The organism is Telluria sp. BA11 (assembly GCF_056680305.1).
On record NZ_CM155275.1, the window covers coordinates 3,205,969 to 3,231,224 of the forward strand.

The 25,256-nt window shown below is 64.1% G+C and carries 21 protein-coding genes; 7 read left to right on the forward strand and 14 right to left on the reverse strand.

All coding sequences use genetic code 11. From position 1 onward, the window contains the following. Positions 1–207: 207 nt before the first annotated feature. From AC1MGT_RS14095 to AC1MGT_RS14105, 3 genes are read right to left on the reverse strand one after another with little or no spacing between them, the layout of a single operon-like run. On the reverse strand, positions 208–1,143 hold the full coding sequence (locus AC1MGT_RS14095) for a transglutaminase family protein (protein WP_499500698.1): 936 nt from the start codon (positions 1,141–1,143) through the stop codon (positions 208–210). Beyond that, positions 1,140–3,722: a circularly permuted type 2 ATP-grasp protein gene (locus AC1MGT_RS14100; RefSeq protein WP_499500699.1), complete on the reverse strand. Its 2,583-nt coding sequence runs from the start codon at positions 3,720–3,722 to the stop codon at positions 1,140–1,142. Before AC1MGT_RS14100 ends, AC1MGT_RS14095 begins: the two co-directional genes overlap by 4 nt. Before the next feature lie 36 nt (positions 3,723–3,758). Further along, on the reverse strand, positions 3,759–7,094 hold the full coding sequence (locus tag AC1MGT_RS14105; protein WP_499500700.1) for a transglutaminase family protein: 3,336 nt from the start codon (positions 7,092–7,094) through the stop codon (positions 3,759–3,761). Positions 7,095–7,284: 190 nt separating this feature from the next. Here AC1MGT_RS14105 and AC1MGT_RS14110 point away from each other — a divergent pair, with 190 nt between their 5' ends. The 3 genes from AC1MGT_RS14110 (at position 7,285) to AC1MGT_RS14120 (ending at position 10,649) form a co-directional block, all read left to right on the forward strand. Then, positions 7,285–8,697 carry a circularly permuted type 2 ATP-grasp protein gene (locus AC1MGT_RS14110; protein WP_499504290.1) on the forward strand — a complete coding sequence of 471 codons (1,413 nt, stop codon included), beginning with the start codon at positions 7,285–7,287 and terminating at the stop codon, positions 8,695–8,697. A gap of 1 nt (position 8,698) precedes the next feature. Beyond that, positions 8,699–9,757: an alpha-E domain-containing protein gene (locus AC1MGT_RS14115; protein WP_499500701.1), complete on the forward strand. Its 1,059-nt coding sequence runs from the start codon at positions 8,699–8,701 to the stop codon at positions 9,755–9,757. 94 nt (positions 9,758–9,851) lie between these two features. Continuing rightward, a complete protein-coding gene (locus AC1MGT_RS14120) occupies positions 9,852–10,649 on the forward strand; it encodes a transglutaminase domain-containing protein (RefSeq protein WP_499500702.1) in 798 nt (265 codons plus the stop codon). A 131-nt stretch (positions 10,650–10,780) separates the two neighbouring features. Here the strand turns inward: AC1MGT_RS14120 and AC1MGT_RS14125 are convergent, their stop codons facing one another. The 3 genes from AC1MGT_RS14125 to AC1MGT_RS14135 all read right to left on the reverse strand — a co-directional run bounded on the left by AC1MGT_RS14125 (position 10,781) and on the right by AC1MGT_RS14135 (position 13,502). Then, a complete protein-coding gene (locus AC1MGT_RS14125; RefSeq protein WP_499500703.1) occupies positions 10,781–11,929 on the reverse strand; it encodes a zinc-binding metallopeptidase family protein in 1,149 nt (382 codons plus the stop codon). 251 nt (positions 11,930–12,180) lie between these two features. Next, entirely contained in the window at positions 12,181–12,966 is a 786-nt protein-coding gene (gene aqpZ / locus AC1MGT_RS14130) for an aquaporin Z (protein ID WP_499500704.1), read from the reverse strand. A 368-nt stretch (positions 12,967–13,334) separates the two neighbouring features. Continuing rightward, positions 13,335–13,502 (reverse strand): DUF2256 domain-containing protein, encoded by a 168-nt coding sequence (locus tag AC1MGT_RS14135; RefSeq protein ID WP_258837422.1) that lies wholly within the window; start codon positions 13,500–13,502, stop codon positions 13,335–13,337. Between the two features lie 150 nt (positions 13,503–13,652). Between AC1MGT_RS14135 and AC1MGT_RS14140 the strand changes: the two genes are divergently transcribed. The 3 genes from AC1MGT_RS14140 to AC1MGT_RS14150 are packed head-to-tail and all read left to right on the forward strand — an operon-like array spanning position 13,653 to position 16,334. After that, entirely contained in the window at positions 13,653–14,798 is a 1,146-nt protein-coding gene (locus AC1MGT_RS14140; protein ID WP_499500705.1) for a toxic anion resistance protein, read from the forward strand. A gap of 36 nt (positions 14,799–14,834) precedes the next feature. Beyond that, the gene (locus AC1MGT_RS14145) at positions 14,835–15,422 is read left to right on the forward strand and encodes a TerD family protein (protein ID WP_258837359.1); all 588 of its coding nucleotides are present in this window, start codon (positions 14,835–14,837) and stop codon (positions 15,420–15,422) included. Positions 15,423–15,458: 36 nt separating this feature from the next. Continuing rightward, a complete protein-coding gene (locus AC1MGT_RS14150) occupies positions 15,459–16,334 on the forward strand; it encodes a hypothetical protein (protein ID WP_499500706.1) in 876 nt (291 codons plus the stop codon). Positions 16,335–16,341: 7 nt separating this feature from the next. On the opposite strand, the gene AC1MGT_RS14155 is transcribed toward AC1MGT_RS14150, so the two are convergent. Continuing rightward, positions 16,342–18,123 (reverse strand): DUF885 domain-containing protein, encoded by a 1,782-nt coding sequence (locus tag AC1MGT_RS14155; protein WP_499500707.1) that lies wholly within the window; start codon positions 18,121–18,123, stop codon positions 16,342–16,344. 175 nt (positions 18,124–18,298) lie between these two features. Here AC1MGT_RS14155 and AC1MGT_RS14160 point away from each other — a divergent pair, with 175 nt between their 5' ends. Beyond that, positions 18,299–18,994, forward strand: a complete 696-nt coding sequence (locus AC1MGT_RS14160; protein WP_499504291.1) for an SDR family NAD(P)-dependent oxidoreductase — start codon at positions 18,299–18,301, stop codon at positions 18,992–18,994. 6 nt (positions 18,995–19,000) lie between these two features. Here the strand turns inward: AC1MGT_RS14160 and AC1MGT_RS14165 are convergent, their stop codons facing one another. The 7 genes from AC1MGT_RS14165 to AC1MGT_RS14195 all read right to left on the reverse strand — a co-directional run bounded on the left by AC1MGT_RS14165 (position 19,001) and on the right by AC1MGT_RS14195 (position 25,089). Then, entirely contained in the window at positions 19,001–19,573 is a 573-nt protein-coding gene (locus tag AC1MGT_RS14165) for a histidine phosphatase family protein (protein WP_499500708.1), read from the reverse strand. A gap of 62 nt (positions 19,574–19,635) precedes the next feature. Further along, positions 19,636–20,178, reverse strand: coding sequence for a hypothetical protein (locus tag AC1MGT_RS14170; RefSeq protein WP_499500709.1), 543 nt, complete (start codon positions 20,176–20,178; stop codon positions 19,636–19,638). Positions 20,179–20,300: 122 nt separating this feature from the next. After that, a complete protein-coding gene (locus AC1MGT_RS14175; protein WP_499500710.1) occupies positions 20,301–20,744 on the reverse strand; it encodes an FxsA family protein in 444 nt (147 codons plus the stop codon). Between the two features lie 142 nt (positions 20,745–20,886). Continuing rightward, positions 20,887–22,137, reverse strand: coding sequence for a DUF819 family protein (locus AC1MGT_RS14180; protein ID WP_499500712.1), 1,251 nt, complete (start codon positions 22,135–22,137; stop codon positions 20,887–20,889). A 224-nt stretch (positions 22,138–22,361) separates the two neighbouring features. After that, positions 22,362–23,318 carry a fasciclin domain-containing protein gene (locus AC1MGT_RS14185; RefSeq protein WP_499500713.1) on the reverse strand — a complete coding sequence of 319 codons (957 nt, stop codon included), beginning with the start codon at positions 23,316–23,318 and terminating at the stop codon, positions 22,362–22,364. Positions 23,319–23,513: 195 nt separating this feature from the next. Next, positions 23,514–24,029 (reverse strand): peptide-methionine (S)-S-oxide reductase MsrA, encoded by a 516-nt coding sequence (msrA, locus tag AC1MGT_RS14190; RefSeq protein WP_499500715.1) that lies wholly within the window; start codon positions 24,027–24,029, stop codon positions 23,514–23,516. A gap of 190 nt (positions 24,030–24,219) precedes the next feature. After that, positions 24,220–25,089 carry an alpha/beta fold hydrolase gene (locus AC1MGT_RS14195; RefSeq protein WP_499500716.1) on the reverse strand — a complete coding sequence of 290 codons (870 nt, stop codon included), beginning with the start codon at positions 25,087–25,089 and terminating at the stop codon, positions 24,220–24,222. Positions 25,090–25,256 lie beyond the last annotated feature (167 nt).

The window sequence follows — 25,256 nt, forward strand, 5'->3', positions numbered from 1 at the left end:
GCTGCCTTCCTCACATCACGCCGCGCCGGGCAGCAGCATCACTGTAACCCACAATCGGGGTCAGGTCTGACATTCGGACACGAGCTCGACAAAAATCTCTCTATAAAATCCCAGACGAAGCGATCAAGGAAGAGTCCGTGTCCAAATGTCAGACCTGACCCCGGCTGTGACCCCGGCTGTGCGGTTGTGCTGGTTGTGACCCTCGCGTCATGCCGCGCCGGGCAGCGGCAGCGGCGTCACTGTCACTTGCACGTCGAGCTCCTGTTTGCCGCCACCCAGCACGATGCCGCGCATCGGCGTCACGTCGCTGAAGTCGCGCCCCCAGCCCAGCGTGATGTGTTCATGCTGCACGAGACAGCGGTTGGTCGGATCGAAATCGACCCAGCCCAGCGCCGGACAAAACACCGACACCCATGCATGCGACGCATCGGCCCCGATCAGGCGCGGCTTGCCTTCCGGCGGGTGCGTCAGGATGTAGCCGCTGACATAGCGCGCCGGCAGGCCGATGCTGCGCAGGCAGCCGATCATCAGTTGCGCGAAATCCTGGCACACGCCGCGCCGGCCGCGCAGCACCTGGTCGAGCGGCGTCGAGATGTCGGTGGCCTTGCTGTCGAATTCGAAGTCGTCGAAGATCCGGTGTGTCAGGTCGAGCGCCGCGTCGAGTTGCGGGCGGCCCGGGATGTAGCTCTCGCGCGCATAGGCTTCCAGTTCCGGGAACAGCGCGACATGGGGCGAGGCGTACAGGTAGCGACAGGCTTCCAGCGTGGCTGCGCTTTTTTCCTTGTCCATCATGTCGCGCACGGATTCCCACGACAACGTGCCGGCGATCTGCGCCAGCGTGTAGCGCGGGCGCAGCGAGACCGTCGATTCGGCGTGCACCAGCAGGCTGTCATGCGGCACGGTCAGCGCCACGTGGCGCGTGATGTTGCCGAAGTAATCGACGCCCTCGTTGCTGTCGTTGATGACCGGATCGAGCCAGATCAGGTGCGACTCGGTCTGCTGGCACGCGAACGAGCGCGGCGTCAGGTGCAGGTATTGCTGCGACAGCGTGACCATGCTGTTGTACTTGTAGCGCGTCTCGTGCACCACGCGATAGCGCGCAATCACATCGGCGCCCACGGCGCCCGGCAGCAAATCGGTCATGAGGTACGGTTCCTTTGCCGGCCGTTGGCGGTATAGCTGAAAAACTGGACGCCGATCTGTTCGGACAATGCCGCACTGGCCTGCCCGATGCGGCTGAGCAGGTCGCTGAGCAGTGCATTGCCATGCTTCAGGTCGACGCCCGGATCGAGCGCTGTCAGCTCGGCCTTCAGTGGTGCCAACAGGTCCAGGCCCCCGGCGCCCTGGGCCTGCGTGACCTTGCCCAGCGTGCCGATGATGCCGTTCAACTGGAACACGATCGAGCGCGGATTGGTTTCGTCCAGCAGCAGAAGGTCGAGCACCGGCAGCCACTCGGGCTGGGCGCGGTAGCGGGCGCGGTAGGTGATGATGCTGTCGGACAGTTCGAGCACCCAGTCGAGATTGCCGTTCTCGTCCATCGCCAGTGCGCGCTGCAGCACGAGCGCCTGGAACTGCAGGCGTTCAAGGCGCCGACCGATCGACATGAAGCGCCAGCCGAGGTCGCGCACCATGCCGTCGAGGGCGAAGCCGGCCAGCGTCATCAGCGCCGCGGCGGCATCGTCGAGAATCGTCATGACGCCCGACTGCGACGGCCGCTCGCCAGGCGGGGCGGCCGGCTGCACCATGCGGTTCAGGGCGCGCCAGTTGTCGACCGAGAAGCGCTCATGCAGCTGGCCGGCGATCCGGTGCAACTGCTGCTGCTGGCGCGCCAGGCCCGGGACGGCGGGCGAGACCACCGCCAGCAGCAGTGCCGATTCGATCTCGGCATCGGTGAAGATCGGGGCCGGCAGGGCGCTGGCGGTGCCCGGCAATGTGGCCGAGCCCACCACGGCCGGCGCACCCGGCGCCGCTGGTTTGCGCTGCGCATCGAGGAGGCCAAACCAGATGCACAGCGCCTCGACGGTCGGCCACTCGGCGCCGCGCTGGTCGAAGCGCACATTGAACAGGATATTCAGCGCCACCCGCAACAGGCGGCAGATATTGTCGCTGCGTTCGGCATGGCGCCCGAACCACAGCAGGTTTTCGGCCACGCGGCTCGACAGGTTGCTGTCTTCGCGCACCAGGTCTTCACCCGTGATGCTGCTCTTTTGCAGGCGGTGCGTTTCAACGCGGGCGCGCGCCTGGACCCAGGTGTCCTTGCTGGCGCCGCCCATCTGCATCGTCAGCACGCGCGCATCGGGTCCGGTGGCCACGCGGGTCAGGCCGCCCGGCATCACGACATAGCCATTCGGCGTGGCGCACGCAAACACGCGCAGGCCCACCGCGCGCGCCTGCAGGCCGGGCGCGCGGCCATCCTTCCACACCGGTGCCTGTGACAGGCGCACCAGTTCCTGCGCGATGTAATGGTTGGGATTGGCGCGCAGATTGGCAATGAACGCCGCGCGTGCCTCGCCGTCGAGATCCTGGCCGAACACGGCCGGCTGGAACGGCATCGCGCCGCTCGGCTTGATCACCAGGCGATCGAGTCTGGTGATCACCGTTTCAAGCGCGGCCGGTTCACCGCACCACCAGGTCGCCACCGAGGGCATCTTGAGCGGCTCGCCCAGCAGCCGCTTCGATAGCGCCGGCAGGAAGCCGAGCAGCGCGCCCGACTCGAGCAGGCTCGAACCGAGGCTGTTGGCGATCACCACATTGCCGCGCATGGCGGCCTGGGTCAGGCCGGCCACGCCGAGCAGCGAGTTTTGCAGCTCGAGCGGATCGCACGATTCGTCGTCGACCCGGCGCATGATCACGTGCACCCGGTGCAGCCCGGCCAGCGTCTTGATGAAGACCACGCCGTCGCGTACCGTCAGGTCGCCACCTTCGACCAGGGTCAGGCCCAGGTAGCGCGCCAGATAGGCCTGTTCGTAATAGCTTTCGCTGCGCGGGCCCGGCGTGAGCAGCACGATCAGCGGCATCTCGCCCTCGCGCAGCGGCGCCGGCTTGTCGCCATGGGCCGCGCACAGCCGGCCCCAGTGCACCAGGCTGTCGTGCATGGTGCGGAAGAACGGCGACACCGGCTGCACCTTCAGTTCACGCAGCAGGTCGGGGAAGGTGGGGGCGATGATGGACCGGTTTTCGAGTGCGTAGCCGGCGCCCGACGGCGCCTGCGTGCGGTCGGCCATCACCCACCAGCGGCCGTCGGGCGCGCGCGCCAGGTCGACCGCATAGAAATGCAGCGCCACGTCGTCGTGGTGGCGCATGCCGTGGCACGGGCGCAGAAAGCCCGCGTGACCATGGATCAGCGCCGACGGCAGCAAGCCTTCGCGCAGCATCGCCTGCTCGCCATACACGTCGCCCAGGATCTTGTTGAGCAGCGTGGCACGCTGGATCACGGCCGCTTCGATGCCGCTCCATTCCTCGTGCGGCAGGATCAGCGGCAGCACGTTCAGGTCCCACTGGCGCGGCCGGGTGCCGGCGTCGGCCAGCACGTTGTAGCTGACGCCGTTTTCACGCACCTGGCGCTGCACCATCTCCAGACGCTGGCGCATCATGTCCGGTGCTTCGTGCTCCAGGTTGGCAAGCATCGCACGCCAGTGCGCGCGCGGCGCCTTGTCGGCGCCCAGCATTTCATCGAAACCATCCGGCGCGGCCAGATAGTGGGCAAGCAGTTGATTGGGCATTGGCGTGCAGCTTTACGGTTGAAACAAATGCCAGCGTTACATCGGCTGCCAGCGCAAATCGAGGGTCATCGGGAAGCTCGGATTGAGGTCTTCCTTGTACACCGTGAATGGCCCGGGCGTGTGACCGTGTGGCCAGAAACGGGCAAAGCGGCGCGCCTCGGCGGCGTTGGCATTGACCGGCGAGCCGGTTTCGCTGCGTCCGCCCGGGTGCACGACGTGGTAGGTGCAGCCGCCGATCGAGCGCCCGCTCCAGGTATCGACCAGGTCGAACACGAGCGGCGCCTGGACCCGGATGCTCGGATGCAGCGCCGACCACGGGCTCCAGGCGCGGAAGCGCACACCGGCCACGTATTCGCCCGGCACGCCGGTCGGATGCAGCGGCAGCATGCGGCCATTGCAGGCCACCACGTGGCGCCCGTCGGTCAGGCCCCGCACCAGCAGCTGCATGCGCTCGACCGACGAATCGACGTAGCGCGCGGTGCCGCCGGCACTGACTTCTTCGCCCAGCACGTTCCACGGCTCGATCGCCTGGCGCAGTTCCATCTCGACGCCTTCGTAGACGACGGTGCCAAAGCGCGGGAAGCGGAACTCGATGAACGGCTCGAACCAGTGGTCCTCGAACGCGTAGCCGGCCGCGCGCAGGTCTTTCGCCACGTCGCGGATATCCTGCGCGACGAAGTGCGGCAGCATCCAGCGGTCGTGCAGCGCCGTGCCCCAATGGACCAGCTTGGCCTGCAGCGGCTGGCGCCAGAAGCGCGCGACCAGGGCGCGCAGCAGCAGCATTTGCAACAGGCTCATGCGCTCGTGTGGCGGCATTTCAAAGGCGCGGAATTCGACCAGACCCAGGCGGCCGGTCGGGCCGTCGGGCGAGTACAGCTTGTCGATCGAGAACTCCGAGCGGTGCGTATTGCCCGTCAGGTCGACCAGCATATTGCGCAGAAGGCGGTCGACCATCCACGGCTTGTCGCCGGGATGCATGGTCGGCAGCACCTTGTCCATCTGCTGGAATGCGATCGCCAGTTCGTACAGGTTGTCGTCGCGCGCTTCATCCACGCGCGGCGCCTGGCTGGTCGGGCCGATGAAGGTGCCCGAGAACAGGTACGACAGGGCAGGGTGGATCTGCCAGTACGTGATCAGGCTTTTCAGCAGGTCCGGCCGGCGCAGCATCGGGCTGTCTTCGACCGTGGCGCCGCCCAGCGTTGCGTGGTTGCCGCCGCCGGTGCCCGTGTGACGGCCGTCGAGCATGAATTTCTCGGTGCCCAGGCGGGTCAGGCGCGCTTCCTGGTACAGCGTCGTCATGTTGTGGACCAGCTCATGCCAGCTTGCCGCCGGATGAATGTTGACCTCGATGACACCCGGGTCGGGCGTGACGCTCAGCAGCTTGATGCGCGGGTCGCGCGGTGGCGCGTAACCCTCGATGCGCAGCTTCATCTTGAGCTTGGCGGCCGTGTTCTCGACCGCCGTGACCAGCGCCAGGTAATCCTCGATGCGCTTTTGCGGCGGCATGAAGATGTACAGGCGGCCCGCGCGCACTTCGAGGCACAGCGCCGTGTGGATGACTTCGCGCGCTTCCGGGTCAGCTGCGGCAGGCGTTGCCTTGTTTGTCGATTTGCCGGGCGCCACGCTCAGGACCGGGCGCCGGTCCTTCTTGCCAACCGGGAGCGGGCCGCGCGGCGCGAACGGGTCCACATCGAAATCGGGATCGCGCTCTTCGGGCAGCACCCACGGCAGCGTGGACAGCGGCAGGCGCAGGCCGATCGGCGAATCGCCTTCGATCAGGTACAGGTTTTCGCGCTTGAGCGGCCACGGCGACGTGCGCCAGCTGGTGCCCAGCATGACGGACGGATCGTGTTCGCGGGCTTTGAGCGGCAGCACGTAGCCGGCCACCTGGCCCAGGCCCCGTTCGAGCAGGCGCGCCAGGCGGCGGCGCTCTTCCGGTGCTTTCAGGTCGGCGTCCAGCGGATCGAGATTGCGCGGCAGCGCCTGCTCGCGCTGGGCTTGCAGCAGCACGTCTTCGTAGGCCGGGATGGCGCTGCCGGCCGGCAGGCCGAGCGATTTGACCAGCTCCGCGGCAAAGCGGCCGGCATCTTCGCTGCCATAGCCATCATCGATGTGCTCGTCCGAGAACAGCGACGGATCGAACCACATCGGCTGGCCGTCGACGCGCCAGAAGATGTTCAGCGCCCAGCGCGGCAGCGGCTCGCCCGGATACCACTTGCCCTGGCCGTAATGGATCATGCCGCCCGGTGCAAAGTGGTTCTTCAGGCGGTGCATCAGGTTGCCCGCCAGCTCGCGCTTCTTGTCGCCATGCGCCAGCGTGTTCCATTCGGCGCCGTCCATGTCGTCGATCGAGACAAAGGTGGGCTCGCCGCCCTGCGTCAGACGCACGTCCTGGTTCACCAGATCAGAATCGACCTGCTGGCCCAGGCGGTTGATCTTGTCCCAGTCGTGTTCCGTGTACGGCTTGGTCACGCGCGGGTCTTCGTGGATGCGCGTGATCGTCATTTCGTGGACGAACGTGACCTCGGCCTTGTCGGTAAAGCCCGTGACCGGCGCGGCCGACGACGGCATCGCCGTGCAGGCCAGCGGGATATGGCCTTCGCTGGCCAGCATGCCCGAGGTGGGGTCGAGACCAATCCAGCCGGCGCCCGGCACATACACCTCGGTCCAGGCGTGCAGGTCGGTAAAGTCGACGGTGGTGCCGCTCGGGCCGTCGAGCGCTTCCTGGTCGGCGGTGAGCTGGATCAGGTAGCCGGACACGAAACGCGCCGCCAGGCCCATCTCGCGCAGGATCTGCACCAGCAGCCAGCCGGTATCGCGGCACGAACCGGAGCGCTTCTGCAATGTGTCTTCCGGCTCCTGCACGCCCGGCTCCATCCGCAGCAGGTACGCGATGTCGCGCTGCAGGCGCTGGTTGATGGCCACCAGGAAGTCGTTCGTGCCCATCGGCTGGGCCAGCAGTTCGCGCCGCGCGCTGGCGACCCACTCGGTCAGCAGCGGGCCAGGCTCTTGCGACCTGGTGTACGGGCTCAGTTCGGACTGCAGCAGGTCCGGGTAGGCGAACGGGAACGTCTCGGCATATTTTTCGACGAAGAAGTCGAACGGGTTAATCACCGTCATGTCCGCAACGAGGTCGACTGTGAACTCGAGCACGTCGGTTTGTTCGGGGAACACGAAACGGCCAATGTAGTTGCCGTACGGGTCTTGCTGCCAATTGATGAAATGCTCTTTCGGCAGGACGGTCAGTGAATACGACAGGATCGGTGTACGCGCATGTGGCGCCGGACGCAGGCGCACTTCATGCGGTGACAGATTGACCAGGCGGTCGTAACGGTAGCTGGTCTTGTGATGAAGCGCAACGCGGATAGCCATGCGGTGGTGCCTTTCGATTGGGGCGCGATCGATGCCGGCGCTCTGAATTTGGTCGTATTAGTTTGCGCGCAACTAAGCAGGCGCAAGATAGAAGCATTTAAGCATGATTCATACCCGCGTTCGTTTGACTTGTGAGTCGTACGGGGTGGCTGGCACGTTTCTTGTTAGTATTCTGGCACAGGAGGCAATGATGTCGAACTTTTACGATGAAATGTATTCCAATGAGGCAACTGTGCGGCCTCATTATCAGGCATTCGCGGATTGGCTCGGCCAGCAACCCCCGCATCTGATCGAGCAGAAGCGGGCGGAAGCCGAGCTGAACTTCCAACGCGTGGGGATCACGTTTGCTGTGTACGGCGACAACGCTGGCAAGGAACGGCTGATCCCATTCGACATCATTCCGCGCGTAATCAACGCCGCCGAGTGGGCCAAACTGCAGGCCGGCCTGGTGCAGCGCGTGACCGCGCTGAACCGCTTCCTGCACGATGTGTACCACGACCAGAACATCCTGAAGGCGGGCGTCATTCCGGCCGAACAGATCCTGAATAACGCGCAGTACCGACCGGCCATGCAGGGCGTTAATGTGCCCCTGGATATCTATGCCCACATTGCCGGCGTCGACATCGTGCGCGCCGGCGAGGGCGAGTTCTACGTCCTGGAAGACAATCTGCGCGTGCCGTCGGGCGTGTCGTACATGCTGGAAAACCGCAAGATGATGATGCGGTTGTTCCCGGCGCTGTTTGCGCGCAACCGCGTGGCGCCGGTCGACCATTATCCCGATCTGCTGCTGGACAATCTGCGCACCGTGGCGCCGCATGGCGGCGACGATCCCACCGTGGTCGTGCTCACGCCCGGCATGCACAACTCGGCTTATTTCGAGCACGCGTTCCTGGCCCAGCAAATGGGCGTGGCGCTGGTACAGGGGCAAGACCTGTATGTCAGCAACGACACCGTCTACATGCGCACGACGCGCGGCCCGAAGCAGGTCGACGTCATCTATCGCCGCATTGACGACGATTATCTCGATCCGCGCGCGTTCCGCCCCGAATCGACGCTGGGCGTGCCGGGCCTGCTCGATGCGGTGCGCGCCGGCCGCGTTGGCCTGGCCAATGCCATCGGCACCGGCGTGGCCGACGACAAGTCGATCTACCCGTTCGTGCCGGACATGATCGAGTTCTATCTCGGCGAAAAGCCGATCCTGAACAACGTGCCGACCTACCAGTGCAGGAAACCAGAACACCTCCAGTACACGCTGGCGAATTTGCCCCAGCTGGTGGTCAAGGAAGTGCACGGGGCCGGCGGCTACGGGATGCTCGTCGGGCCCGCCTCGACGACGGCCGAGATCGAAGACTTCCGCCGCCGCGTGCTGGCCAATCCGGACGGTTACATCGCCCAGCCGACGCTGGCGCTGTCGGCGTGCCCGACCTATGTCGAATCGGGCATCGCGCCGCGCCACATCGATCTGCGCCCGTTCGTGTTGTCGGGCAAGACCGTGTCGATGGTACCGGGCGGGCTGACCCGCGTGGCGTTGCAAGAAGGTTCCCTGGTGGTCAATTCGTCGCAGGGCGGCGGCACCAAGGACACCTGGATACTGGAGAACTAGCATGTTGAGCCGCACCGCAGATCATTTGTTCTGGATGGCCCGCTACACCGAGCGGGCTGAAAACACGGCGCGCATGCTCGACGTGCGCGTCCAGTATTCGCTGATGCCGCAATCGGTCCAGGCCGAGCAGCAGGGCTGGCGCACGATGCTGAGCGTGTCAGAACTCGAAGCACAATTCGACGCCAAGTACGACGCGTTGACGCAAAAAAACGTCATCGACTTCATGGTGCGCGACCCGGACAACCCGTCGTCGATTGCCAGCTGTCTGCGCGCCGCGCGCGAGAATGCCCGCGCCGTGCGCGGCACCCTGACCACCGAAGTCTGGGAAACCGAAAACACCACCTGGCTCGTGCTGCAAAAGCACCTGAGCGAGCGCATGTTCGAACGCGATCCCGGCCAGTTCCTGGAATGGGTCAAGTACCGCTCGCACCTGTCGCGCGGCGTCACGCTGGGCACGATGTTCCAGGATGAAGCGTTCAACTTCATCCGCCTGGGCACCTTTCTGGAACGGGCCGACAACACGGCGCGGATCCTGGACGTGAAGTTCCGGTTCCTGGCGTCCGACACGATCCAGGAAGGCGCGCAGGGCGAATACTATTACCTGGCGGCGCTGCTGCGCTCGGTATCTGCGTTCGAGACGTATCGGAAGGTGTATCGCCACGCGATCACGCCGACGCGCGTGGCCGAACTGTTGATCTTGCAGGGCAAGATGCCGCGCTCGCTGGTGGCCTGCATGGCCGCCGTCGTGGCGGTGTTGCAGGACGTGCGCAACGAGCTGTCACACGACACCGAGCGGCTGGCGGAAAAACTGCATGCGTCACTCAAGTCGGCCGAGATCAACGAGATCCTCGACGAAGGCCTGCACGAGTTTTTGACCAAGTTCCTGGCCTGTATTGGCGAGCTGGGCAACGGTATCGGACGTGACTTCCTGTTGCCGGTGGCGCCGGAGTTGCCGGAGGTTGTACCGGAGCCTGTGCCGGTGCCCACCCAGTCGCAGACGCAGTCGCAAACGTCATCGCAGACCTCGTCGCAGACGCAGACCCAGTCGCAGACGCGTTGACCGACTCGCGCACCAAACCATGGCGCGGCGCACCGTCATGGCTAGCCTGCGTCATGACGGTGCGCACACTTTAACAAAGGAAGGCGGGCCTGCGATGTGGCTGCGAACCGGTTGCAAGCTCAGTTTCAGCGTCGAATACCCCACGCCATTCATCCTGATGCTGCGTCCCCGCAGCGGTGCGCAGCAATGGGTGGCGCGCGAATCCTATACGCTCACCCCGAGCGTACAAGTGCTTGAATATACGGATGCCTACGGCAACCTGTGCCAGCGCCTGACGGCGCCGCCCGGCGAATTTTCGATCCAGACCTCGGCCGATGTGCTGACCGACCAGGTCATCAGCGTTGCACCCGGTGCGCCGTTCGATGAGGTACCAACCTTGCCGGCGGACGTGCTGCTGTATCTGCTGCCAAGCCGTTACTGCGAATCCGACCGGTTTGCCGAGATGGCCAGCGCCATTGTGGCCGGCGTTGCGCCAGGCTACGACCAGGTGGCCTGCATCACCGACTGGATCCGGCGCGAGGTGCGCTTCAATCCGGCGGCAAATCACACCCAGATGGCCGCGACCGAGGTCAATGAGTACCGCGAAGGCGTGTGCCGCGACCTGGCGCATCTGGGCATTGCGCTGTGCCGCGCGCTGAGCATTCCGGCGCGGATCGTGGCCGGTTACCTGCATGGCCTGGTGCCGATGGACTTGCATGCGTGGTTCGAGGCGTATGTGGGCGGGCGCTGGTATACGTTCGATGCGAGCCAGGATGGACCGCGCGGCGGTCGCGTGACGATAGGGTATGGGCGCGATGCAGCCGATGTGGCGATCTTCACGCAGTTCGGGCCGGCGCTGGCGCTGCATGAGATGCAGGTGACGGTGGAGTTGCTGGAGGGGGCGCCGGGTTGACGTCTGTTGTCTTGTCATCCCGGGTGTAGGGCGGACGGCTATGCCGTCCAGGCGTTCAAAGTACCGTGATTTTGTGGCACGCAAAGGATTGTTGAACGCGTGGACGGGAAACCCGTCCACCCTACTCAAGCTCAGACGGCAGCTGGTGCCGGTGCTGCAGGTGCTGCCGGCGCAGGCGCAGGCGCCGGTGCCTGCGCCGCCTGCGCAGCCAGCGACGGCTTGCCCATCTGATCACGCACGACCTTGTGCACGAATTCCAGCTTTTCCAGCACAGGCGTGCTGAGCTTGAACGGATACGAATCCGGCATGCCGATGCTGCGGTTCAGGCTATTGAGCACGTAGGTCAGCGCGAACCAGTCGCTCAGCGTTTCTTCGAAGGCGCCGGATTTCGTTGGCAGCGTGATCTTGTCCAGTTCCGGCTCATCGGCCTTGGCCGGCTTGAGCGACAGGCCGCACGAGTGAGCCGTTTCCAGCGTATCGATCATGTGCAGGTAGTGGGCCCAGGTCTCGGCCCAGTCTTCCCATGGGTGCGATGCAGCGTAGCTGCTGACGAAGCGCTCTTCCCAGTCGGCGACCGGACCGTTCTCGTAGTGCCGCTTGAGTGCGTCGCCATAATCCTGGCGCTCGTCGCCGAACAGGGCGCGGTAGCTGTCGATCCATGGTGTATCGGCAACAAGGCGGTCGAAATAATAGTGGCCGCTTTCGTGACGGAAGTGACCCAGCAGCGTGCGGTAACGTTCGTGCATCTGTTCGCGCGTTCGCTCGCGCTCGGCCGGATCGGCTTCGGCGATGTTCAGCGTGATCAGGCCATTGTCGTGGCCAGTCATCACGCACTGGTCAGTCACGCCATCTTCGAGGAACTGGAATGCCAGGCCGGTATCCGGCTGGGTTTCTTTCGAGGCCGGGGTCAGGTTCAGCTGCGCCAGCGAGAACAGCAGGCGGCGCTTGGCGGTTTCAAGGCGCGACCACAGGACACGGTTCTTCTCTGACGTCAGTGCCGGGATCACGACCGTGAGCTGGCATGCTTCGCACAACTCATGCGGATCGTCGGCCGGCAGCATCCAATTGCACACATTGTGCTGCACATAATTGCTGCACTGCTTGTAGAGCTTGCCTTCATCCTTGCGGTTCAGGCTACGCCACAGGCCGTCTTCAGCCTGCTCGAAGCTGTTAATGGAGCGCTGGGAAGGCTGGTAGCCCAGGGTGCTTTCGCAATTGAAGCAGAGGGTGTTCTCGAAGAAGATCTGATGCGAACATTTGTCGCAGTGAAAGGTTTTCATAGCAGCACTGATAGAAGGGTTGGGGGTGAAGGTGTATTAACAATCTAACAGTAAATGCGATGTGGGTTTAATCATGTAAGACAATGCCTCATATTGTGTGCGCCCCCTAGAATGCGCGCCTGCTACGCCACTGGCGCGCGCACCAAGGGCATCGACAAATGTGCAGAAAAAACAACAAATCACGCCGCAGAAAGATGGCGTGGCTCAGCGACCCGGCGGTCTGCCGCCCCTGCAGATCAGATGCCCGAACGTCAATGCTGGGCTTGCTCGCGGCCGACGCCGCTGCCCCGTACCTGTCGCTGACGGCGCTCCACATGGCCGTAGGCGGGCGCGTCGACCGGTTCCGACACCGGCGCCTGCGCACCAATGACGCGGTAGAGCGCAGCGCCGAGCAAGGCGCCGGCGATGGGCGCGATCCAGAACAGCCATAGCTGCCCCACGGCCCAGTCGCCGGCAAACACGGCAACGGCCGTGCTGCGTGCAGGATTGACGGACGTGTTTGTCACAGGGATGCTGATCAGGTGAATCAGCGTCAGCGCGAAACCGATTGCGACGGGCGCAAACCCTTTGGGCGCATGCCGGTCGGTCGCCCCCAAAATAATCAGCAGGAAGAAGGTGGTCATGACGACTTCGCTCAGCAGCCCTGCCAGCAGCGAATAACCGCCTGGCGAATGATCGCCGTAGCCATTAGCAGCAAAGCCATTGGCGCTGTCAAAGCCAGGGGCGCCGCTGGCAATCACATACAGCACGCCGCCAGCGAGGATGCCGCCGGCGACCTGCGCCACGATATAAGGAAACAGTTCTCGCGCGGGAAAGCGGCCCCCGGCCCAGAGGCCGATCGAGACCGCCGGATTCAGATGGCAACCCGAGATGTGGCCGATCGCGTACGCCATTGTCAGCACGGACAAGCCGAAAGCGAGGGCGACGCCGTGCAGGCCGATGCCCAGTTCGGGAAATGCGGCAGCCAGCACCGCGCTGCCGCACCCGCCCATCACCAGCCAGAATGTGCCGAGAAACTCGGCGCCGTAGATTTTCATCGTGGTCTCCTTCGGATCAACATTGCAATGTGAAACAGCAGCGGACAGCAGCGAATACCAGCGGGATACCAGCGGATACCGGTGGAGAGCGTGGTGGCAGTGTCGAGGGCCGCAGGTGTTGATAGGACACCCTGCGCCGCGCGAGGTTCCATGAGCGGCGCACCTCGTGTCCGGAGAAAATTCACACATCGCCCGGAGCATCGGGTATCCGGATGGGCATCAGCGAGCGGTGACGGCAGTAGCGGGGGCGCGCAAGGTCGTGGAGGAGGGCGGCGTCGGCAGTGCGAGCGCCAGTCACAGCTTTTCAACGCCGGGCGTGCATGCGGTGACGGCGACGGCGGTGGGGCGCGACGGGCGCAGGACGACCGTCAGCCGGACTGTGGTGGTGACCGGTCCGGCGGCGCCGCACGACGGCACCGTTCCGAGCAATATTTGACCTGTTCCCAGTCGCGCGCCCACTTCTTGCGCCAGGTAAACGGCAGCGCGCAGTGGGCGCAGGTCTTGGTGGGCAGCTCGGATTTCTTGCGCATCTTCATGGAAGGATTGTAGCGGCTGCGGGCGCGCGCCGACACATGGCATCCGTACCGTGACGACGACGTCAGGCGCAGTCGTCAGGTGACACTCGCTCAGCCGGTTTGACCGGTGGTAAGCTATCAATATCGTCACCTCACACCTGAAGGATTGCCATGAAGCCGCTGTTCTCCGCCGAAGAAGAAGCGAACGCAGCATCCGCAGTGCCATCCACAGTGCCGGCCACCCCGGCGCCGGCGCTGCCGCCCTTGTTCAGTCCTGCCGGCACCGACACGCTGCCGGCACTGCGTCCCGAGGCGAGCGCGGCGCCGCTGGTGCGCGTCGATATCTCCGGCATTGACGACAAGGCCATCGAGTCCCTGGGCGGCGCGACTGGTGCCAGCGTGGCCAAGGTGTCGGCCAAGCTGCTGGGCACCGTGCGCGCCTCCGACGCCGATGTCTTCGGCGCGCAGCTGAACGAACTGATCGCTACCGCCAAGGGCCTCGACCCGGCCAAGCTTCGCTCTGGCGGCCTGATGGCGCGCGTGACTGGCATGTTTGGCTCGGTCAAGGAAAAGATGCTGTCGCAGTATCAGGTAGTCGAATCGCGCATGGACACCTTGGTGACCGAAATGACGCGCCATGCCAACGTGCACCGCGGCCGCATCAACGATTTCGACGAGATGTACAAGGGCCTGGAAATCTATTACCAGGGCCTGGACGCCGATGTCAAAAAGGGCGAAGCATGGGCCGCCAAATTGCAGCAGGCCGTCGCGCAGCAGGCGGCGCCGGCCAACGCGTTCGAGGCGCAGCAGGCGACCGAACTGCGGCGGCGTCTGGAGCGGCTCGAAAAGCGCATCGACGACCTGCGCCGCGCGATGCTGATGGCCACGCAGATGGTGCCGCAAATCCGGCTGTCGCAGGACAATGCGCGCGCGCTGACCGACACCTTCACCGATATCGTCAACGTGTCGATCCCGGCCTGGCGCAACGTGTTCTCGCTGTACCTGCTGCAGCTCGAAGCCAAACAGAGCGCGGCCGTGGCCAACGCCGCCTACGACGCGACCGACGCGGCCTTCCGCACCCAGGCCGACATGCTGCTGGAAAATACCGAGACCGTGGCCCGCGTCAAGCAGCGCTCGATCGTCAGCCTGGAAACCGCCCAGCACGTGCAGACGCAGCTGATGACCGCATTCGACAAGCTCGAGCAAATCTCCAACGAAGGCCAGCAGCGCCGCAGGGACGAGCTGCCGAAGTTGCAGGAACTCGAGCGCGAACTGATCACGCGCTTCTCGTCGGCGTCAACGCCCGGCGCGCAGTAATCACGACCTGACCCACACATTCATAAAGGAATATCCATGTCGACAACGCTCGAAACCGGCCACCGCATCAACCTCGAAAAGACGGCGCCGGGCCTGAAGCGCGTTCGTATCGGCCTGGGCTGGAAGGTCAATGCGGCCGAAGGCCAGGCGTTCGACCTCGATTCATCCGTCTTCCTGTGCAAGAAGGACGCGGACGACCACCCGGTCATGATCAGCAACGCCCACTTCGTCTATTACAACCACACCACGTCACCCGATGGCGCGGTGGTGCACTCGGGCGACAACCGCACGGGCGACAAGGATGGCGACGACGAAGTCATCATCGTCGACCTGGCCAAAGTCGAAGCGGCCGTGGTGGAAATGCCGATCGTCGTCACGATCCACGACGCCGAGGTGCGCAAGCAGAATTTCGGCCGCGTCAGTGGCGCCTACGTGAAGGTGTACAACGACGACACGGGCGAGACGATCGCGCAGTACGACCTGAACGAAGACTACTCGGACAAGACTGCGCTTCAGTTTGGCTCGCTGTACCGCCGGGATGGCGAATGGCGCTTCCAGGCGGTCGGCGCCGGTTTCAAGCTCAATCTGGCGACGTTCATCCGCAAGCTGGGTGGCACGGTCTGAGGCCGACCACCCGCGCTGCTCGCCCACCGTTTGCTGATGCCCAAGCCATTTGATTTCGGTGAGGCGGCCGGGGCGCCTCCCGATCCGGTCGAGGCGCCGGCCACGCCGCGCGCGCTCGATTTCGGCGACACGCATGCCGACTCGGCGCCGCCCGTGCGCCACAGCCCGCCCAGGCCGCTGTCATTCGACGACCTGCCAGCCGTCCCGGCGGTGTCAGGCGCTACTGCGAAGGCTGCGCCCAGGGCGCTGTTCGACAGTGAAGATCACCCGGCGGTGCGTGACGCGCTGGCCATTGCCCGGGCCGATTATCCAGTCTTGTTTGCGCACGCCGAGCAACGCTTTGCCGCCTTGTTCCGCCGCATCCTGCCGGTCAGGCTGTCTCTGGTGACGGAATGGGGCGAGGCGCCGCTGATGGAGCAGGCTGCGCTGCTGCGGCCGGTGACCGAGCTGGTGCTGTCGTTCACGCAGATGGCGGTGCCGGCATTGCTCGACGCGGCGCTCGAGACCACCCGCGCGCCGGCGGGCATGTTCGGCAAGCTGTTTCGGCGCGCGACGTCGCCCGTGGAGTTCAAGCCAGCCTTGACGTCTGCCCGCGCGCAACTGGTGCAGCTGATCGCCGACAGCGATGTCGTCACGCGCAATCTGGAAGCGTCGGCGCAAAACCTGAGCCTGCATTCGGCCACGCTGGCGGTGGTCTCGACACTGGCCGGCGATTCGGCCGATGTCGCCTTGCTCGACGCGCTCGTGCAGCGCCGCACGCTGCTCCAGCAGGCAGTGCGCCAGGCCGAGCTGTCAATCCTGCAGATGGGCCAAGTTCGGCAGCAGGCTGCCGAACTCATCGGGCAGGTGTCGTCATTCCTGACGGTCACCTTGCCCGCGATCGAGATGGCGCAGGCGCAGGGCGGTAACTAGCTGCGGTTCAGCTTTTCTTCTGCGCCGCAATCCAGCGATCGGTCGCCGCTTCCAGCACGTCGAGCGGCACCGCGCCGTGCGACAGCACTTCGTTGTGGAAGGCGCGCAGATCGAAGTCCTTGCCCAGCGTTTTCTCAGCGCGTGCGCGCAGTTCGCGCAGCTTGAGTTCACCGATCTTGTAGCTGAGCGCCTGGCCGGGCACCGCGATATAGCGCTCGACTTCCTGCACTGCCGTCACTTCGTTCTGCGGCACGTTGTCCATGAAGTAGGCGATGGCCTGTTCGCGCGTCCAGCCTTTCTCGTGGATGCCGGTGTCGACCACCAGGCGCACGCCGCGCCAGATCTCGGCCGTCAGGCGACCGATCCACTGCCACGGGTCGTCGTACATGCCGATTTCCTGGCCCAGCATTTCGCTGTACAGGCCCCAGCCTTCCGAGAACGCGGTGCTGCCGCCAAAGCGGCGGAAGGCCGGCAGGCCGGTCGTTTCCTGCGCCAGGCTGCGCTCGAAGTGGTGGCCGGGAATCGCTTCGTGCAGGAAGAACGCATTGGTGGTAAAGCGCGTGCGTGTCTCGGGCTTGTAGGCGTTGTAATAGAAGATGCCGGGCCGCTTGCCGTCGACGGAACCGCGCTGGTATGACGCGGGCGCTGCGCTCACTTCGCGGAATGCTTCGACCGGGCGGATTTCAAACGGCGCCTTCGGCACATTCGCGAACAGCTGGCCCACCTTGGCCTCGACCTGCGGCCGCACGCCTTCATAGGCGGCCTGGATTTCCTCGCGCGACTTGAAGCGCAGCTCTGGCGCATTGTTCAGGTGATCGAAAAATTGCCTGAGCGTGCCCTTGAAGCCCACGCGCACCTTGGCCTCTTCGAACTGGGCGCGGATGCGCGCTACTTCGGACAGGCCAATATCGTGAATCTGCGCCGGCGTCAGGTCGGTCGTGGTCGACTGGCGCGCCCGGAAGGCATACCATTCCTTGCCACCGGGCAGGGCGCCGATGCCGGCCGTGGTGCGGCCGGCCGGCAGGTAGGTGTCGCGCATGAACGTGAGCAGCTTGCGGTTGGCGGGCGCGAGCTGTTCGCGCACCAGCTTGCCGTATGCGTCGGTCAGGCGTGCCTTGTCGGCGGCACTGAACGAGGCCGGGAACTTCTTCACCGGGCCCATATAGGTGCTGGTCGCCAGATCATCGCTGCCAACACTCTCGAGCTGCGGCAAGACGCGGCTGATCAACGCCTTCGGCATCACGATGCCCTGCTTGATCCCGAGGCGCATGTCGGCAATCACGTTGTCGACCGCCGGGGCGTAGCCCGCGGCGCGCGCCAGCCAGTTGTCGTAATCCTGAACGGTCTGGAACGGCTGCGTCGAGGCGCCGGAACCCAGCTGGGCCATCATCAGGTGCAGGCCCGAGAACTGATCCACCGGCACCAGGTCGGACGGAAAGCGCAGGCCGTCGAGGACTTGCTGCAGGCGGTAGCGCAGCAAGTCATAGCTGATGCGGTCTTCGGCCGGCAGCGGCGCCGGATCGAACTTGGCGCTGGCGGCGAGATATTTTTCCGACAGCGCGCGGCTTTGCTTGCGCTCCTCGGCCGACGAGACGGGGCCGAAGCGGTCGTTGTAACGCGCGTCGCCGTTGAAGGTCGCGGCGATCGGATTTTCGCGCAGATAGTCTTCCCAGTATTCGGCGTACAGCTGGTTCATTTTTTCCGGCGTGGCCGGCGTTTTGACCTGGGCCATGGCGGGGAGGGCGGCGCACAGCAGGGTGCACAGGAGCAGGGGAAGCGAGCGGGTCATGGGGTCTCGTGGTGGTCGGGGCGATGCAAGAATAACATGGGGCTGCCGGGGAATGATCGCGCAGCAGCGCGGGTCAGCCCGTGTATTGACCCGTCGTTGTCGTCGCATGACGGTGATGGCATGACCTGCCTTCGGTACACTCGATGCACGTACAACGGCGGAGCACGACATCATGATGAACAGTTTGCCGGATCAATTTCATGCGCTGGTTATCGGCGCCTCAGGGACGATCGGCGCGGCCTTTGTCGATCTGCTGGAACAGTCGCCGCGCTGCGCCTCGGTGCGGGCGCTGCACCGCCAGTCGGCGCCCGCGATCGATTTCGCGGACGAGGCCAGTGTTGCCGCGGCAGCGCTGGCGCTCGCCGGCGGGCCGCGCTACCACCTGATCGTGAATGCGACCGGTGTGTTGCACGACGGCGCAACGATGCCCGAGAAGCGTCTGGCCGACCTGAACTACCCGCAGATGCAGGCAACCTTCATGGCGAACACCTTCGGTCCGGCGCTGGTCATGCGCCATTTCGCGCCGTTGCTGGCAGGGGAGCGCGCCATCATGGCCATGTTGTCGGCCAAGGTGGGCAGCATCGGCGACAATCGCCTGGGTGGCTGGTACAGCTACCGCGCGTCGAAGGCGGCCCTGAACATGCTCATAAAAACTGCGGCAATCGAAGTGGCGCGCACGCAAAAGAACAGCGTGCTGGTCGCCCTGCATCCGGGGACCGTGAATTCACGGCTGTCGAAACCGTTTCGGGGTGAGATCATCGGGCGACCGGCCCAGGCCGCTGCCGCCGACATGCTGGAGGTACTTGATGCGCTGACGCCGGCCGACAGCGGTTCGTTCAGATCGTACAACGGCGCCGAATTGCCCTGGTAGGGCCGGTCAGCCCGTCAGCTGCGCCACCGGCACTGTCATTGCGATGCGCAAAGCGCCATCGGGGCTGCGGGTGGCGATGACAATGTCGCCCTGTTCGACGTACTTGCCAACCAGCGCGCGGATGTTTACGTCATGGGTCACCAGCACCAGGTTGCCGGGATCCTTGTATTCCGCCAGATAGGCGCGCAGCTGCGCCAGCTTGCGCTCACGCGCCGCGTCGTCATCCTGGAACATCGAATCGACCATCTCGCTGGGTTCGACCCGGCCGAACGCGAGCCGGGCAGTGTCGACACAGCGGCACCAGTGGCTCGACAGCACCGGGCCCACCGGCACCCCATGCTTGCGAAAGGCTGCCCCGATCCTGGTAGCATCCGTACGACCCGACTGCGACAGGTTGCGCTGGGTGCTGCACACGCCGAGCTTGAAACCGGGCGGATCGCCGATTCCCGGCACCGTCGCGGCATGGCGCATCAGGATGACGTAGCCGCCGCGCTGCAGCAGCGGCCATGGTGATGGGGCGGCGCCTGCCACGGGCGTTGCGCATGCCGCCAGTGCGGCGAGAAAGTGGCGTCGGTCCATGGGGGGCTCCTGGTGGCGGGGCTGATTGAATGATCAGATGGTGCGCATTACGCTGTTAAAAATCACTTTCCTGGCGCATCCAGGAAGAAGATGGCATAGACCTTGGCGCCGGATTTCTCGGTCGGCTTGTCGATCTGGATCTGCGCGCAATCCTGCGCCACCAGGCTGCGCCAGTTGACGACGCCTGCATTGGCAAACACCGAATTGACCTTGCACGCCAGGCTCATGTCGAGCACCAGACGGGCATTGCGCTGCTCTGTTTTTGCGTAGTTGACGCCGCGGATCTCGATGCCGAAGGCGCTCATCCATGGTTCCCACAAACCCAGTTCCACACCCTGCGCCATGCGGCCCAACATGGTCTCCAGCGACAAGCCTTTCTTGACGACGGCGCGCAGCAATGCCAGTGACGGCGCTTCGCGGATGTCGGTGCTGTGCTTGCCCGCGCCGCTGTCGCCGATGGCCTTCAGCTCCTTCGAAAAGGCGGCATCGCGCTCGGTGTAGTCGCGCATGCGCTGGTAGAACTCGACGTCCAGGAAGGGATTTTCGGCCCGGCCGGCGGGCGTCTCGGCTGGCTGGCGGGCGGAAGGCTGTTTTTTATTGGTCATGGCATTGGCTTCGGAGTATGAGGGCGCAGCATACCACTGTGGGCCATACGGGTTGCATGCAAGAGGGATGCGGCTGCACCTTCTGAATGCGTAGTCGCCCGTTGCCGGGGAAGCTCAGCCGCTTAGTCCTTGCGCTCCTTGAATTCGCCCTCGATCACCATGTCGTCGTTGCGCTCAGGCGGGCGCTGACCAGGCATGAACCTGGAGAACGACGAAGACACTCGAGCAAACAGGGTTTTGCGCAACCAGGGGAAGGCAAGAAGAAACGCCGTTACAAACCCGGTGAACAATGCTGGTACGTAGTCGCCCTGCCACACGAAGTGCAGCAGGCAGAGTGCGACCAGGGTCACCATGAGCGGGCGACGGACAGGCTTGGGCAGCAGGCCAACAAGGCGCAGCTTGCCTTGGCTAACCGAAGGAAACCTGGCGAACAGAATGCCAAGCAGCAAGCCGGCCACGAACCGGCCCGTGCCGAGATACTCGGCCACGACCCCGATCACGAGGTAGCCGGTGTAGGTGATCGTGCCAGCCAACACTGCCAGCAGCGCCACCACGAGGGCAAGCACCAGTTTTGGCTTGCCGATGGCCAGTTTGACGAGAAAGCCGAGGATTTGAGTACTCCTGCAAATAAAGAGAGAAAGATTGTCCCAAATTCTAACAGCCCGCTGATGAGGTCATCCTTAAGCGGCGCGCGCCGGCGGCCCGTGTTTACCCGCCAGCAATCGCGCGCAGGGAAATCCCCGTGATGTAGGCGCCATAGGTGCCCAGTGCATAGCCCAGCACGGCGAGCAACACGCCAACCGGCGCGAGCGCCGGATGGAAGGCGCTGGCAACCACCGGCGCCGATGCTGCTGCACCGATGTTGGCTTGCGAGCCCACCGCCATCATGAAGAGCGGTGCACGGATCAGTTTGGCCATCAGGATCATCAGGCCGCCGTGGAACGCGATCCAGATAAAGCCGAGCAGGAACAGCCAGGGGCGATCGACCAGAGCGCTCAGGTCCATCTGCATGCCGATCGTGGCGACCAGCACGTACAGCATCACTGAGCCGATGCGCGAAGCCCCGGCGCCCTCGAATGTGCGGGCCTTTGTAAAGCTGAGCAGCAAACCGATGGTGGTGGCGATCACGACGATCCAGAAAAAGCCCGATGTCAGGCTGTAATCCTGCAGGCGCCACTCAGCCGGCAGGGATGCGATCCACCCAACCAGCGGCTGGGACAGGAAATGGGACAGGCCGGTCGCGCCCAGGCCGATGGCAAGAATTACCATGATGTCGGCCGTGGTCGGGATCCGCGCGTGCTGCGCCTGGTATTGCTCGATGCTGTCACGCAAGTGGTTCAGCGCCGTGAGGTCCGCGCCTGTCCAGCGATCGAATACGTGGGCGCGGCTGGCAAGAAACAGCAACACGGCCGTCCACAAATTACCTACCAGCACATCGACAGCGACGAACTGGCCGAACATCGTGGCATCCACATCGAAGACCTCGCGCATGGCGGCCTGGTTGGCCCCGCCGCCAATCCAGGAGCCGGCCACCGTGGTCATGCCACGCCAGGTGTCGCCGGCCACTGTCTCGGGATGGATCACGCGCATGGCCTCGAACGAGACGAGGGCGCCGAGCATAACGCCAACCGTGCCGGTCAGGAACATGATGATTGCCTTGGGACCGAGCCGCACGATCGCCTTGAAGTCGATTGCCACGCACAGCAGCACGAGAGAACTGGGCAGCAGGTAATCGCGCGCCATCGGGTAGAGCCCTGAGGCCGCGCCGTCGATGACGCCAAGTGTGTTCAGCAGCGACGGCAGCAGGTAGCACAGCAGCAGGGCTGGTACATAGCTGTAGAACTTTTTCCAGAAACCATCCGGGCGTGCCGCGGTCCACAGGACCGTACCGAGTATGGTGGCAAGCATGCCGAAGACGACGGCATCGTTGGTAATCATGGCAGCAGAAACAGGCGGCATGCGCGCTCCAGGTTATTCGTGTCAGTGACCGATGACGAGCATGCATCGTGCATCGTATTGGTCGAAGAGCAACGAGTATCGCCGGGCGCAAGGGTGTCGTCAACGTCATGGACGCTGGCAGCCAGCCGCGTCAGTACAGGCACGCCGCTTAGTCTGTATTGCTTGATTGGTCTGCGCCCGGTCCTGGACTAGCCGCTGCAGCGCTGCCATGGCTGGACGTGCACCTATCTAGGAATCAACACCTTTCCGATGACATGAATGACGCCGTTGCTGGCGCGGACGTCCGTTGCCAGGATGGTGGCCGGCACCGCCGTGGTGTCGGTAATCGTCAGATTGCGGTTGATCGTGATGGTCTGGGCCGCGACCGTTGACCCGTCGAGGGCTGTCGTCGCCAGAGTCGCCACCGGCGTGCCAAACGGTATCGCAGTAGACAGGACCTGTGCCGGCAACACGTGGTAGGTCAGGACCGACGTGAGCTGTGACCTGGTCAGGCCCGTGGGCGCCGAGGCGAATGCGGCATTGTTGGGTGCGAAGACGGTAAAGGGGCCGCTTGCACTAAGCGCAGGTGCCAGACCGGTTGCCACGACTGCGCCGACGAGCGAGCTGAAAGATGCCGGATTGGTCTGGGCCATCTGCACGACATTGAGCACGCCGGGTGGTATCAGGACCTTGTCGATCCCGTGGATGATGCCGTTATCGGCGTACACATTGGCCGTCGTCACGCTGGCCCTGGCCAGGACGGCGTCGGTGAATGCCACGCCGGATGAAGTGTTCAGTGCGAGCCGGGCAGCTGCGCCGTCGAAGACGTAGGCTGTCGCCACGGTTGCGCCGGTAGTGCTTAGCGCCGCCGAGGACCTGGCGCCGGGGATCACATGGTAGCGCAGTATCTTGCCCAGGTCGGCCGCTGGCAGTGCCGCCACCATGGCGCTGGCATTGGTAAAACCAAGTTGTGTCGCCAGTGCGCCGAAGGCTGCGTCGGTGGGGGCCAGAACCGTCAGGTCGGCATTCGCGGCGGTCAATGTACTGGCAATGCCTGCCTTGTCGACTGCGGCCAGCAATGCTGTGAAACCATTTTTTTGAGCGACCTCGGCGACGTTGCCGAGATCGTCGTCACTGCTTCCACAGGACGACAGAAGAACCGCCAGACTCAACGCACCCAGCCACTTCAAGACAGATCTCATGGTTGCACCTCCGGAATGAACGTCCTTTTTGGACTGAAGTTCATCTGTTGGAGTTCCGCTTCAGCGTGCAACCGATGGTCGGGATCAAGCGGATACGGTGTAACTTGACGTCGCTACATCAGCTTTTCCATGGAGTTACCGGCCCGAGGATAGTGCACCCTGGTCTGGCAACTCCATGCCCGGGCGGTACCGGGATTATTTCGATTCCTGGCGTGAGGGCAGCTTCCAGTCCGGGCGGATGAAGTGGCAGGTGTATCCGTTCGGAATGCGCTCCAGATAGTCCTGGTGTTCCGGTTCGGCTTCCCAGAAAGGCCCCGCTGCAGCGATCTCGGTAACCGCTTTGCCGGGCCAGAGGCCGGATGCGTCGACGTCGGCAATGGTCTGTTCGGCCATCTGCTTTTGTGCGTCGTCGAGATAATAGATGGCGGAGCGATAGCTCATTCCCCGGTCATTGCCCTGGCGGTTCGGGGTGGTCGGATCGTGGATCTGGAAGAAAAATTCGAGAATCCGGCGATAGCTGATCTGGCTTGGATCGAACACCAGTTCGAGCGCTTCCGCGTGCGTGCCATGGTTCCGGTACGTAGCGTTGGGCACGTCGCCGCCGGTGTAGCCGACGCGCGTGGACAGCACGCCAGGCATGCGGCGCAGCAGATCTTCCATGCCCCAGAAGCAGCCTCCGGCCAGGATCGCGGTTTCAGTTTGTTGTGTCATTGATGTCCTTTGCTTGGATGAGTCATGAGTCGATAACGTCTATCTTCCCACGTTGATGCATTCGCCGTCGCACCTGCCCTGTTTTTGGCAAATGGCAGCGTTGCAGCCCACCGGCACTGCTGCATTCAACGGAGCCCGGCAACGGCGCGGACGACACTGATTGACACATCGACGTGTCGGGCCGTGAATATCAACGCGCGGGCAGTTGCAGACTCAGGGATTGTTCAAGATGGGGCCCATCGCCCGCATAAGCAAGCCCGGCAGCAGCAGTGGCGTGCGTGCCGGCCAGTGCGCTCAGAATCAGCTGCGCGGCTTCCGCCGGCGCATCCCAATGCGGGAAATGGCCGCAGCGCTCGAACCAGTGCAGTTGGGCATCCGGGAACAGGGCCATTGCCCGCCTGGCCTGCCAGGGGAAACAGACCCGGTCACGTCGTCCCCAACCAATGACGAGCGGCTGCGTGATGCTGTTGCGGGGCGCGCCTAGCTGCTCCTCGCCATACGCGAGCTGAGCCAGCATTTCGTCAAACACCGGCGAGGCCACATAGCTGCACAATTCATCGGTCACGATGTCCGGTGCCAGCTTGGTTGCCCGGGAAGAGAATTGGGCCAGCAACAGCGCGCGGCCAATCGGGTTGGCGCAGACCGCCGGCAACACGGGGCGCAGCAGCCGCAGCAGCCGTATCGACAGGTAAATAGAACTGAAGAACGCGTGCCGCTCCCAGCCCTGCCAGAACCCGCCCGGATTAAGCGCCACCACGCCGCCAACGATTCCACCGCGGCGCGCCAGTTCCAGCACCAGCCGCGCTCCCATCGAGCTGCCGACTGCGTCGATGCCGGTCAAGCCCTGGGCGTGGAGAAAGGCCGCCGTTTCATCCGCCAGCGTGCGGATCGAAGTTTCGCCGGCCAGCCTGGGCGTCTGGCCAAAGCCAGGCAGGTCCACCGCGATGACTTCGCGCCTGCTCGCGAGATCGGCCAGAATGGGATTCCAGCTCTGCCAATGGCCACCGAGGCCATGAATCAGAAGCAAAGGTTTGCCGTTGCCGCAGCGAATGTGATGCATGATCGATCTCCCATCGCACGGGTGTGCGTATGCGGCAAGCGTACCGCAGCAGGAATAACGACTGCGTTCGTTAGGACGATTGCCAGCCTGGAACAGCGAACGCAAGCAGGTAGCCGTCAATACGCTTGAGGCGTTATCATTACGTCCATGATGCCAGTCATGCAATA